This window comes from Christiangramia echinicola DSM 19838 (genome assembly GCF_000423065.1).
Lineage (GTDB): Bacteria > Bacteroidota > Bacteroidia > Flavobacteriales > Flavobacteriaceae > Christiangramia > Christiangramia echinicola.
Window position 1 is genome coordinate 21,285 of the sequence record NZ_AUHG01000001.1, and the last position, 12,336, is coordinate 33,620.

Genomic DNA, 12,336 nt, shown 5'->3' on the forward strand with positions numbered 1-12,336 from the left:
AGAAATCTCTATATAAATACTCAATACTCAATACTTATTAATCAAGACTAACTACTTTATCAACGCTCCAGGCTTCTGGTTTTTCGTTGAATAAAACTTTTGTTTTTGCCCAGACATTTTTAAAAAGATCTGAATGCCTGTAGTTCTCCAGTGATTCTTCATCTTTCCAGTAACTATACGTGAAAAATTGGTTTGTATTGTCCTTACCCCGATAGAGTTCCAGAAAAAGACAACCATCAAAAGCTCTGATTTTATCCTTGTTCTCTTCAAAATTGGCAAGGAACTCGTCGATCTTTTCTGAATGAAATCCCATTTTTACTATACGTACAAACATCTATTCAAAATTTATAGTTATTGTATCCAGGTATTCAAGTCCGAAGAGACTCGCTGCACTTCCCACAGTACTCGGATTACTTTTATATATCGCCAGTTCTATATACCCGGCAGAATTAAATACCGCCAGTTTCTTACCATCCTCTTCTTTTCGATTTTCCTTTTCCACATTAAAGTTAATGGCGTGGCTGTAGGTTTCATAGATCACATTAAAATTGACATTCCTGGCGCTGATCTTAAATTCTCTTCCCTTACCAATTGTATCAAAAAGTTTTCGCGAAATATTAGTGATCACATTTCCGTAGTTATCAACATAAATAACATGACCCAGGATCTGATCTTTTTCAGAATTTATAATAGGCTCAAACTGTTTAAGATGCCTTATTTCACTAACGCTTTTACCTATGACTTCAAGGGTTCCACCTCTGGAAATATGGCAGGCAACTTTTACAAATACGTCAAGGACAGGAAAGTTGGTCTGGATCTTATCATGAATGTTTATTTCAACGATCTTCTCCGGTTTTATTTCAGAAGCCAGCAGGGATAAAATGCCATTATTCGCACATATAAAATAATGCTCATCAAGTTTTACCGCTAAATGCTTATTTTCTGGAGTAAGCTCAGAATCTATACCAATAATATGTATGGTTCCCTTCGGAAAACTATTATAGGCATTTTTAATTATATAGGCTGCCTCACTGATATGAAAAGGGGAGACCGAATGAGAAATATCAACAATCCTTACATCACTTAATTCACTATAGATAGCTCCTTTAACCGCACCAGCGAAATAATCTTTCTCTCCGAAATCGGTCGTTAAAGTAATGATTGCCATAGGCGATTGTTAATATTTTTTTAATCTGAGACTGGTAAATTTCCTTAAGTTTGTATAGAAGGCGAATATAATTTTATTTTTAGTGATTCGCTTAGGCTAAAAGGTAAAAAATACCATAAATTCGGTTTCAAAATTAGGATATTGAAATACGAAGGACAAATAAAAATGACCTGAAAAATCTACAATGCTTCATCTTAAAAACCATAGCTTTTGAACGAACTTCTTATTGAACTCTCAGAAATCAGCCCTCGAGAATTTTTCGGGCAGCAGAATGAACACATTGAACTTTTAAAAAAGTACTTTCCAAAATTAAAAATTGTCGCCAGGGGTAGTAATATACGTGTCTTTGGAGATGAGGAAATGCTTGAAGAATTTGATAAACGTTTTTCGATGCTGATGGATCATTTTGGGAAATATAATAAACTCGACGAGAATACTATCGAAAGAGTTCTTACTAGTGAAGGTGAAGAAGATTATAAAACCTCAAAAGAAAGCGGCGAGACCATAGTTCATGGGGTCAGTGGGAAGGTGATTAAAGCTCAGACTGCCAATCAGCGTAAACTGGTAGAGCTATCCAGAAAGAATGACCTTATTTTCGCCATAGGTCCTGCTGGTACAGGCAAAACCTATACGGGTGTGGCTCTGGCTGTAAAGGCATTAAAAGAAAAGCAAGTGAAAAAGATCATTCTTACCAGGCCAGCCGTAGAGGCAGGAGAGAACCTTGGTTTTTTACCCGGAGATCTTAAGGAGAAACTGGATCCTTATATGCAACCTCTGTATGATGCACTAAGAGATATGATCCCGCACGAAAAGCTGGAGATTTTTATCGAAAAAGGAGTGATCCAGATCGCACCTTTAGCATTTATGAGAGGTCGAACTTTAGATCATGCATTTGTAATTCTTGATGAAGCCCAGAATACAACTCATGCTCAAATGAAGATGTTCTTAACCAGGATGGGTAAAAATGCGAAATTCATGATCACGGGAGATCCTGGCCAGATAGATCTTCCAAGAAGAGTTATTTCGGGATTAAAAGAAGCGCTACTTGTTCTTAAAGATGTAAAAGGTGTAGGGACGGTATACCTTGATGATAAGGATGTAATTCGCCATAGATTGGTGAAAAAGATCATTGCTGCTTATAAAACAATTGAACATAACGACTAATATTAAAAGCTCAAACTCTTTATGAGTAATACGATTACTAAAACGAATTTCAATTTTCCGGGTCAGGAATCTGTTTATAAAGGAAAAGTAAGAGACGTTTATTCTTTAGAAGATGATCTTCTGGTAATGATCGCTTCAGATAGACTTTCCGCCTTTGATGTGGTGATGCCAAAAGGCATTCCTTACAAAGGCCAGATCCTGAACCAGATTGCTACCAATATGATGGAGAAGACCAGTGATATTGTTCCGAATTGGTTAGAAGCTACTCCAGATCCCAATGTTGCTGTAGGTAAGAAATGCGAGCCTTTTAAAGTGGAAATGGTAATTCGAGGATATATGTCTGGACATGCCGCCAGGGAATATAATGCTGGTAAACGAGAACTATGCGGGGTTTCCCTGCCTGAGGGTTTAAAGGAAAACGATAAGTTTCCTGAACCGCTTATCACTCCAGCTACAAAAGCAGAACATGGAGACCATGATGAAGATATTTCCCGGGAAAATATCATAAAGCGAGGAATAGTTTCAGAAGAGGATTATTTGAAGCTGGAAGATTATACAAGAAAATTATTTCAGCGTGGAACTGAAATTGCAGCAAAACAGGACCTGATCCTGGTTGATACCAAATATGAATTTGGAAAAACTGCTGAAGGTGAGATCGTGCTGATTGATGAGATCCATACGCCAGATTCTTCAAGATATTTCTATAAAAAAGGATACAAGGAACGCCAGGAAAAAGGTGAGGCTCAAAAGCAGTTGTCTAAAGAATTCGTTCGACAGTGGTTAATTTCAAATGGGTTTCAAGGTCTGGAAGGACAAAGCGTCCCTGAAATGAGTGATGAGTACATAGAATCAGTTTCTGAAAGATATATTGAACTTTACGAGAATATCACCGGCGAGATATTTCAAAAAGGAGATGTCTCAAATATTGAAACTCGTATTCAAAATAATGTAGAATCTTATCTAAAGAATCGGTAAGCTGAATATTTGGCAAAAAAGCATTAACTATTCTATCATAATTAGAATATAATAGCGCTTTTAACGCAGTATTCCTTTTTTGATTCCTTACGATTTAATAATTTTAAAGACAAAACCGGTTTATCCGGTTTTGTCTTTTTTCATTTAAACCAACTACACATGAGTAATTATCATATTAAGAATCTTGAGGAATATTTTCAGGTATATAGAAAATCTGTACGGGAGCCGGAGAATTTCTGGCAGGAAGTGGCTGAAGAACATTTTGTATGGAGGAAGAAATGGGATAATGTTCTCAGTTGGGATTTTACGAAACCGGAGGTTAAATGGTTTGAAAATGCAAAACTGAATATTACTGAAAATTGTATCGACAGGCATTTGCTTGCGCAGGGAGATAAAACTGCAATAATCTGGGAACCTAACGATCCTAAAGAGGATGCATTACATTTAAGTTTTAATGACCTTCACAAAAAAGTGAATCAGTTCGCCAATGTTCTTAAAGATAATGGGATTAAAAAAGGGGATAGGGTCTGTATCTATTTACCCATGATCCCGGAACTGGCCTATTCAGTTCTGGCATGTGCACGAATAGGTGCTATCCATTCTGTTGTTTTTGCAGGATTTTCAGCTTCAGCATTAGCAACAAGAACTCTGGATGCAGATTGTAAAATGATGATCACATCAGATGGTTCCTTCCGTGGTGAGAAAACCATAGATCTAAAAGGGATCGTAGACAAGGCATTGGAGGATTGCCCGGATGTGGAAACAGTACTCGTGGCTAAAAGGACAGGTTCCGAGGTAAATATGAAAGAAGGACGTGATAAGTGGCTAGAACCATTAATGAACGAAGCCTCAAGCGAATGTGCTCCTGAAGTTATGGATTCAGAGGACCCTTTGTTTATACTCTATACTTCCGGTTCCACAGGTAAGCCTAAAGGAATGCTACATACCACTGCAGGGTATATGGTTTATACCGCTTATACCTTTAAGAATATATTTAATTATCAGGATGATGATGTTTACTGGTGTACTGCCGATATTGGTTGGATAACCGGCCATTCGTATATCGTGTATGGACCGTTATTAAATGGTGCCACAACAGTAATGTTTGAAGGAGTGCCTTCCTATCCTGATTTCGGTCGTTTCTGGAAGATAGTTGAAAAGCATAAAGTGAATCAGTTCTATACTGCGCCAACAGCAATTCGCGCTTTGGCAAAAAAGAATCTTGAATTTGTAGACAATTACGATCTTAGCAGTCTTAAAGTTCTTGGAACGGTTGGTGAACCTATTAATGAAGAAGCATGGCACTGGTATGATAATAATATAGGTAAAAATAAGAGTCCCATTGTTGATACCTGGTGGCAGACAGAGACTGGTGGGATCATGATCTCACCAATCCCATTTGCTACACCAACGAAACCAACCTTTGCGACATTACCATTTCCAGGAATTCAACCGGTTTTAATGGATGAAGAAGGAAAGGAGATCAAAGGCAATCAGGTTGATGGTAGATTATGTATTAAATTCCCGTGGCCATCTATGGCACGTACGATCTATGGAGATCATGATCGCTACCGGGACACCTATTTTTCAGCCTTTGAAAATAAATATTTCACTGGAGATGGTGCCTTAAGAGACGAAACAGGGTATTATAGAATTACCGGTAGGGTAGATGATGTGATCATTGTTTCAGGTCATAACCTCGGAACCGCACCAATAGAAGATGCTATTAATGAACATCCAGCGGTGGCAGAATCGGCGGTGGTTGGTTTTCCGCATGAAGTTAAAGGAAATGCATTATATGGGTTTGTAATTCTTAAAGAAGCCGGCGAATCGAGAAATCAGGATAATCTTAGAAAGGAGATCAACCAGCAAATAGCTGATAAGATCGGGCCTATTGCTAAACCTGATAAAATTCAATTTGTAGAAGGATTACCGAAAACCAGAAGTGGTAAGATCATGAGAAGGATTTTGAGAAAGATTGCTTCAAAAGACACAGCAAATCTTGGGGATACCTCAACTCTTTTAAATCCTGAGGTGGTGGAAGAGGTGATAAAAGGAACACTATAATTATACAATGGTAGATATGAAAATTCCAGGTGTTCTATTATTAGCCTTCATTGGGTCGATTTCATATTCTCAAAACGGAGATCAAACAACTATTAATTTCCTGAATGAAATATATAAAATGGAAGTCAAGTCTAAGATGTCTCCAGATTCCTACGGAGGCTCACCGTATCTGCCAAAAGATTTTGAAGAAGGGAAGCTAATTTCTAATGGGAGAGAGGCCCCAGGATTTATTAGGTATAATGTACTTGCAAATCAAATAGAATTAAAAGTAAATCAGGAAGATTCAACAATAATCACTTTACCCAGCAATCAGTTTAATTCATTTGTAATTGATGATGTTGAATATTCCTGGAAAAACCTAAAAACAGAGGATGGTTGGAAAAATGGATTTTTCATTAAATATTATGAAGGTGATGATTTGAAATTTTATGGGTATCCGGAACTTTTTAAAAAGGAAGCGGTAAAAAGTCTTGGTTTTGTAGAAGGAAAACCGGCTCACTATAGAGTTGATATTAAATACTATCTATCCAGAAATAAATCTGAATTCAATTCGATTAAAATCAAAAATAAGGATTTTAAAAAATCATTGAATTTGGATGGGAATGCTAAAGTCTATCTTGATGATCACAAGTTGAAGAAAGTAAGTGACGTAATTAAGTTTCTTGAGTGGTACGAAGCAAATTAATTTTTTATCTTCATTAGATCTTTAAGGTTTAATTCCTTTTTATTTTTTATTCTTCCAAGTAGTTTAAGGAATATAATCGCGGTTATATAAGCATCACCAGAAGCGGTATGCCTGTCGATGAGATCTATGTTGTAGGCCTCAGCTATCTCATCCAGGGAATACACCTTATCCCGGTCTATAAAATTTGTTATAATCCTGGTATTTCTATATAATACAGCTGTATCCAGAACTTTATTTTTAAGCTTGGGTAGATTATTTCTATTAAGTGCCTTATTTACCATTTTGATGTCAAAACCTGCATGATGGGCTACCAGAACTGAATTTTGTATATAATTTAAAAATTTCTTCAATGCCTCAAATTCAGTGATTTTCTCAAATCTTTCGTTCTTAATTATTCCGTGGATCTTTACCGTTTCAGGATTGAATTTGGTTTGATCCAGGAAAACTTCGAAATTATCACTGATCTCGATACTTTGATTTTCAATTCGAACTGCCCCTATACTCAATATTCTATCTTCATTAAAGTCAAATCCAGTTGTTTCAGTATCAAAAATAATGAACCGAACCTCAGATATTTTTTCCGGAAGTTTTTCTTCGAAACTCTGAGCATAATTCTGCCAGAAAATCGGTAGATCTTCATGCTCATTATTTTTTTTAAATAAATTCCTGATCATAGGTAATAGGTAGTTTCAAATCTAATCTTGATAAGCTCCTGAATTTCCTTTATTGTTTTAAAACAACGCTTCAATTTTATTTTATCTTCTTTACCAAGATCCTCTAGGTTGATAAAGCGGCCATTGTCCTTATGCTTCAAGCCTTGTTTAGTTCTGAATTTTATGAGTGCCCTGGAAGAATAGGCACAAGCCTGGTAGATCTCTTTATTATTAGGTTCCAACTGTGCTAACTTATCAAACCTTTCTGAAGTATTACTAATATTTTTCACCCTGTGTTCCAGAATTAATAGACGGGCGGCATCAGTTAAAGGCATGATCCCTCTTTTTTTGATATCAAAAAGATCTTTTTTCTCTCCATCCTGTTCAACAAGAAACTGCCTGAAGAACCCTAAAGGCGACGGATTTCTCAATGCCTGGGCAGCCAGCCTGTTCAGAAAATTCCTGTTACCTTTTAGAATATCAAAAATATGATCTGAAAGCGAATTGGTAAGTTTCACATCTCCATACGAAATGTCAAAATCAAAGAATATCTGGCATAATAGGATCTCGTCATTGCCAGAAGTAGTGACCCATTGTGAAAATTGTTCCTTCCATTCAGAAAGAGAAAGACAATATTTGGGATTTCTGGCCATCATCTCGGCCGGACAGAATTCGTAGCCTATTATATTTAGTCTTTTGGTTACCTTGGTTGCTAGTTTTAGAAAGTAAGCCCTGGTTTCTTCGAGTTTTTCTTTTGGGACATCCTCAAAAACCAAAGCGTTATCCTGATCTGTATGCAACAATTGCTCTTTTCTTCCCTGGCTCCCTAACGACATCCAGGCGAAATTAGCCGGTGCCGGTTCATTCATTTTTTCGATACATCTTTGAATGGTTCGCTTGATGGTGGCGTCATTCAATTCAAAAATAATATTAGAAATATGGGTTAGTGGAATGTTGCTTTTTAAATAACCATTCAGCAGGATCATGATCTTATTCCTAATCCGCTTAAGCTTTTTGGTACTACTGGCTCTGTTTATAGCTTTCATTAAAACCGCCGGATTATTTCCCTGAGAAACAATAATATCATGCTCAGAAACTATTCCCTTTACTTTTGTGTTGGGAGTACCATCTTTGGTAATGCATATATGATTGATGTTGTGTTTCATCATTGTAAGCTGAGCCTGAGCGATCGTAAGTCCTTTGGAATAACAGATCACCGGGGAATTCATCACTTCACTTATAGGATTTTGAATTGGGAGTTTTCCAGTGGCTATAGATTCTCTGAAGTCAACATCGGTGACTATTCCAACTGGTTTATCATCTTCCACGACTATCACTGAGCCAACTTTTCTTTTGCTCATCAATATTGCAGCTTCCTGAATACTTGTTTCAGAAGATGCGGTAACCATTTTCTTAATGATGGGAATAGGCTGTAATTCGAATAAAGCCTCTTTTTTAAAAGTTATGTCCTCTTCATCTGCAATTAACTTTCCCCGGTGTTCGTTGGAATATGGATTACGTGTATTGGATGCAAAACTTTCCATAAGGAAATTTCCGACATGTGGATTGCTAATAGCATAAGGTTTGAAAACTTCCAGCGGAATTGCGTAGATGACACTTTCTTCGTCGGTTATCGCATTGATCTGATAATTTTCTTTGGCAAACATAGGGCGTAAACCAAAAATATCGCCTTCGTCACATTTATCTATAGTTTCTGGTTCTTTATTGTCGTCAAGCTTCTGTAGATCTACAGCGCCTTTCTGTACTATGTAAAAGTAATTATGAACTTTTTCATCTTTAGCGAATATGGTTCTACCCTGTTCAAAATACATCACCTTAACCTCATTTGCAATCAGGTCCAGGTATGTTCTTTCAAGTAGAGAGAAAGGAGGGAAGCCGCTTAGAAAATCAGCAATCCGGGAAGCAATAGAATTAGTCATACTTCAAATTTATCTGAAATATGACAAATACGGAATTATATTAATCTTCAATTTCAATTTTATAATCCTGGATGAGCTTATATATGACCTTTTCAGTTTCTGAAAGTTGAGTGTAAACCGGTTTCTTGTCTTCATTCACCTTTTTAAAATAAGGAACTATTTCACCAGTTTCATAGGTCTCTATCACCTTTGGATGCACATAGTAACTTCTACAGACGGCCCGCGTATTTCCCAATCCTTCCGCTGCGGCATCAAATCCTTCCAGAATATTCTTTTTATTATCCTTTTCATCTTCAACATAACCTAACTCATGCAAAGTCTCAAAGAATATTTTGGTGGCAGACCAGGTTCTAAAATCTTTAGCTGAAAAAATATCACCACTAATTTCATGAATATAGTCGTTGATCATTTCACTATCTATACTCTGCTTATCACCTTTCTCGTTATAAAATTTGAATAATTCCCAGCCTGGAATATCTTCACATTGATTAATGAGGTTTATTAGTTTTTTATCTTCTACGGTAATGGAGTGTTCTTTTCCTTTCTTCCCGACAAATTCGAATTTAATCCCGTTTTCAAAGGTTTTTACATGCCTGGTTCTAAAAGTAGAAAGTCCATAAGTTTTATTATTCTTTGCATAATAATGATTGCCAACCCTAATATGAGTTTCTTCCATTAGTCGAATAACCAGTGCCAGGACTTTTCTCTTTGGCATTCCTTCTAGTAGAAGATCCTTATCTACCTGCTTTCTTATCTTCGGAAGCATTTTTCCAAAGGAGGTCATTTTAAAGAATTTTGTTTGATTCCTGATTTTAGACCATGTAGGGTGATACATATATTGTTTGCGCTCTTTTTCGTCGCGACCAATTACCTGAAGGTGTCCATTTGAATAATGAGAAATCCTGACATTTTTCCAGGCAGGAGGAATTACCAGGCTTTTTATCCGGTCTAAAGTTTTAGGATCCTGAATTTTCTCTTCCTTATTATAGTATGCGAAACCTCTTCCAACTTTTCTTCTTTCAATTGAAAGATGGTTTTCAGAAACATATCTAAGTTTTGCCAGTTTAACAGCTTCATGAGGATCATTCATTACTGTAGCAACATCATCAGGTGACAGCGTCATTTTTTTTCTTTAAATATAACCTGATTTAGAACTAGGTATATTTAAAGAAGTGTGAAAAAATTGGGTGTTGAAAATGAAAAACTCCCTGATTACAGGGAGTTTAACAGTAATTTATGAGATGTCCAATCTAATCGAAGTAGCTAAAAGTATCTCCGTCTTTAATTTTCAGGATAGATTCGTAAATAAGATTGATCACATTTTCTACATCATTTTTATGTACCATCTCTACTGTTGTATGCATATATCTTAATGGTAATGATATTAAAGCTGAGGGAACTCCTCCATTACTGTATGCAAATGCATCGGTATCAGTTCCTGTGAATCTTGAGGAAGCATGACGCTGAAAAGGTATTTTCTTTTCTTCGGCAGTATCTATAATAAGTTCTCTCAGTTTATTCTGAACAGCCGGCGCGTACGAGATTACCGGTCCAGCTCCAATTTTATTTAAACCGTTTGTTTTCTTCTCGATCATTGGAGTAGTGGTGTCGTGGGTTACATCTGTAACAATGGCAACATTTGGCTGAATTCTGTGCGTGATCATTTCCGCTCCTCTCAATCCAATTTCTTCCTGTACTGAATTTGTAATATAAAGACCGAATGGTAATTTCTGACCTTTCTCCTTTAATAACCTTGCTACCTGAGCGATCATAAAACCGCCAATTCGATTATCTAATGCTCGGCAAACAAATTTGTCTTCATTCAGAATAAAGAATTCATCTGGATATGTGATCACACAACCAACATGCACTCCAAGTTTTTCAACTTCTTCCTTATTAGTACATCCAACATCTATACAGATATTGTCCATTTTAGGCGATTGCTCTTTTTCTTTATCTCTGGTATGAATAGCTGGCCAGCCAAAAACTCCTTTTACGATACCTTTTTTAGTATGAATGTTCACACGCTTGGAAGCAGCGATTTGGTGATCACTTCCACCATTACGCACAACATATATAAAACCTTCGTCTGAAATATAATTTACATACCACGAGATTTCATCTGCGTGTCCTTCTATTACTACTTTATATTCAGCCTCCGGATTTATAACTCCAACAGCAGTTCCATAAGTGTCAGTTATAAATTCATCTACATAAGGCTTAAGGTAATCCATCCAAAGTTTCTGTCCTTCGGCTTCATAACCAGTTGGAGCAGCGTTATTAAGATAGGTCTCCAGGAATTCCAGAGATTTTTTGTCTAAAACTTCACTTTTCTTCATTGTTCAATATAATTTCCACGAATTTAAAAAGTTTTAGATTGGTGACAACTTGCTATTGATTAATTTTGGAATGATTTTGGTAAAACTTGTAACCAGAAAAAATGAAAGAGTATAAATAGTGATAAGATATTTTTCCATATTAATATTGTTGATAGGCTTTAATGCTTCCGGGCAAAGGTCTTCGAAAATCTTTCCGAAAGATAGTATAGAGAATGATTCAATAGAAAAGCAATATATGATCATTGCAGGGGATTCTATTCCCAGGGAAACGATAGATCTTGAGGAGGTTGTTTTATTACGAAAGTTGAAATTCAATAGTAATGAGGACAGAAAACGATATTTGATCTTGCGAAGGAAAACTCGTAAGGTATATCCTTATGCTAAATTGGCTTCAGAACGTCTTGTAGATTTAAATTCGCGTCTGGATCAAATCAAAACAAAAAGAGCCCGGAAGAAATACACCAAAATAGTTCAGGATTATATTGAAGAAGAATTTTCTACCGAATTAAAGAAGCTTACCAGAACTGAAGGTCAGATATTAGTGAAATTGATGCACCGACAGACAGGGATAACTACATTCGATCTGGTTAAGGAACTTAAAAGTGGATGGAGAGCTTTCTGGTATAATACAACTGCCAGTATGTTCGATATATCATTAAAGGAGGAATATCACCCGGAATCCAACCATGAAGACTTTCTTATAGAGGACATATTACAAAGATCATTTAGAGATAATATATTAGAGAGACAGGGGAGTGCCCTGGATTTTGAATACCTGGATCTGAGTGATAAATGGAATAATCCTTCTCCTCAAAAAAAAAGTAGTTGATAATTTAAGTTTCTCAGCCCTGTTCTTCAGTGAGTTATTGGGGTTTCTTAATTTTCTCTAAAAAAACTTAAATTTTTGTTTGGTTTGGAGGAAGAAGTTGGTGTATATTTGCAGCCGCTTAGGAAACGAGGCGCATGTTCACTGAGGCTACTGATAGAGGGGGATACCGGACAAAACGGCCTTCAAAAATTAAATTAAAATAATTCACTTTTAATTTGGTTGGAGAGGAAAAGTCGTTGTATGTTTGCACCCGCTTTGAGAGCAAGACGATACGTTCACTGAAAGTACTGGAAATGGGGGATACAGGTAGAAACGTCCTTCGAGAATTAAATAAAAAAAGATTGTTTTTTATTTGGTTGGAGAGGATAAGTCGTTTTATATTTGCACCCGCTTTGGAAACGAAGCGATGTTCATTTAAAGAAGAGGAGTTATCAAATTGACTTTAAGGCTTTTAAAAGAAACTAAAATTTTTATCAAAAAAGTTTTGGTTGGTTAGAAAAAAGCGTTGTATATTTG

Annotated in this window: 11 protein-coding genes; 5 read left to right on the plus strand and 6 right to left on the minus strand. The window is 36.4% G+C overall.

The genetic code is table 11. From position 1 onward, the window contains the following. Positions 1-37: 37 nt before the first annotated feature. Together G530_RS0100130 and G530_RS0100135 are read right to left on the minus strand one after the other, a co-directional pair. Positions 38-334, minus strand: coding sequence for a putative quinol monooxygenase (locus tag G530_RS0100130; protein ID WP_026932598.1), 297 nt, complete (start codon positions 332-334; stop codon positions 38-40). Next, entirely contained in the window at positions 335-1,168 is an 834-nt protein-coding gene (locus G530_RS0100135; RefSeq protein ID WP_026932599.1) for an SAM hydrolase/SAM-dependent halogenase family protein, read from the minus strand. It abuts the gene before it with no gap. A gap of 210 nt (positions 1,169-1,378) precedes the next feature. Here G530_RS0100135 and G530_RS0100140 point away from each other — a divergent pair, with 210 nt between their 5' ends. The 4 genes from G530_RS0100140 to G530_RS0100155 all read left to right on the plus strand — a co-directional run bounded on the left by G530_RS0100140 (position 1,379) and on the right by G530_RS0100155 (position 6,059). Next, positions 1,379-2,332, plus strand: a complete 954-nt coding sequence (locus tag G530_RS0100140) for a PhoH family protein (RefSeq protein ID WP_026932600.1) — start codon at positions 1,379-1,381, stop codon at positions 2,330-2,332. A 21-nt stretch (positions 2,333-2,353) separates the two neighbouring features. After that, complete coding sequence (locus tag G530_RS0100145; protein ID WP_026932601.1) at positions 2,354-3,307, plus strand: phosphoribosylaminoimidazolesuccinocarboxamide synthase; 954 nt, start codon at positions 2,354-2,356, stop codon at positions 3,305-3,307. 159 nt (positions 3,308-3,466) lie between these two features. After that, complete coding sequence (gene acs / locus G530_RS0100150) at positions 3,467-5,374, plus strand: acetate--CoA ligase (RefSeq protein ID WP_026932602.1); 1,908 nt, start codon at positions 3,467-3,469, stop codon at positions 5,372-5,374. A 16-nt stretch (positions 5,375-5,390) separates the two neighbouring features. Next, the gene (locus G530_RS0100155) at positions 5,391-6,059 is read left to right on the plus strand and encodes a hypothetical protein (protein ID WP_156888574.1); all 669 of its coding nucleotides are present in this window, start codon (positions 5,391-5,393) and stop codon (positions 6,057-6,059) included. Here the strand turns inward: G530_RS0100155 and G530_RS0100160 are convergent. The 4 genes from G530_RS0100160 to G530_RS0100175 all read right to left on the minus strand — a co-directional run bounded on the left by G530_RS0100160 (position 6,056) and on the right by G530_RS0100175 (position 10,991). Then, positions 6,056-6,733 carry a 3'-5' exonuclease gene (locus tag G530_RS0100160; RefSeq protein WP_026932604.1) on the minus strand — a complete coding sequence of 226 codons (678 nt, stop codon included), beginning with the start codon at positions 6,731-6,733 and terminating at the stop codon, positions 6,056-6,058. The genes G530_RS0100155 and G530_RS0100160 overlap by 4 nt on opposite strands. After that, a complete protein-coding gene (locus G530_RS0100165) occupies positions 6,730-8,652 on the minus strand; it encodes a DUF294 nucleotidyltransferase-like domain-containing protein (RefSeq protein WP_026932605.1) in 1,923 nt (640 codons plus the stop codon). Before G530_RS0100165 ends, G530_RS0100160 begins: the two co-directional genes overlap by 4 nt. A gap of 40 nt (positions 8,653-8,692) precedes the next feature. Beyond that, the gene (locus G530_RS0100170; protein WP_026932606.1) at positions 8,693-9,775 is read right to left on the minus strand and encodes a DNA topoisomerase IB; all 1,083 of its coding nucleotides are present in this window, start codon (positions 9,773-9,775) and stop codon (positions 8,693-8,695) included. 127 nt (positions 9,776-9,902) lie between these two features. Continuing rightward, on the minus strand, positions 9,903-10,991 hold the full coding sequence (locus tag G530_RS0100175; protein WP_026932607.1) for a M42 family metallopeptidase: 1,089 nt from the start codon (positions 10,989-10,991) through the stop codon (positions 9,903-9,905). Between the two features lie 115 nt (positions 10,992-11,106). Here G530_RS0100175 and G530_RS0100180 point away from each other — a divergent pair, with 115 nt between their 5' ends. After that, positions 11,107-11,820 carry a DUF4294 domain-containing protein gene (locus G530_RS0100180; protein WP_026932608.1) on the plus strand — a complete coding sequence of 238 codons (714 nt, stop codon included), beginning with the start codon at positions 11,107-11,109 and terminating at the stop codon, positions 11,818-11,820. Positions 11,821-12,336: the final 516 nt, after the last annotated feature.

Bases quoted from the DNA above. Each gene is read 5' to 3' on its own strand.
- G530_RS0100130 (WP_026932598.1), bottom strand. From the start codon at position 334: ATGTTTGTACGTATAGTAAAAATGGGATTTCATTCAGAAAAGATCGAC.
- G530_RS0100135 (WP_026932599.1), bottom strand. From the start codon at position 1,168: ATGGCAATCATTACTTTAACGACCGATTTCGGAGAGAAAGATTATTTC.
- G530_RS0100145 (WP_026932601.1), top strand. From the start codon at position 2,354: ATGAGTAATACGATTACTAAAACGAATTTCAATTTTCCGGGTCAGGAA.
- acs (WP_026932602.1), top strand. From the start codon at position 3,467: ATGAGTAATTATCATATTAAGAATCTTGAGGAATATTTTCAGGTATAT.
- G530_RS0100155 (WP_156888574.1), top strand. From the start codon at position 5,391: ATGAAAATTCCAGGTGTTCTATTATTAGCCTTCATTGGGTCGATTTCA.
- G530_RS0100160 (WP_026932604.1), bottom strand. From the start codon at position 6,733: ATGATCAGGAATTTATTTAAAAAAAATAATGAGCATGAAGATCTACCG.
- G530_RS0100165 (WP_026932605.1), bottom strand. From the start codon at position 8,652: ATGACTAATTCTATTGCTTCCCGGATTGCTGATTTTCTAAGCGGCTTC.
- G530_RS0100170 (WP_026932606.1), bottom strand. From the start codon at position 9,775: ATGACGCTGTCACCTGATGATGTTGCTACAGTAATGAATGATCCTCAT.
- G530_RS0100175 (WP_026932607.1), bottom strand. From the start codon at position 10,991: ATGAAGAAAAGTGAAGTTTTAGACAAAAAATCTCTGGAATTCCTGGAG.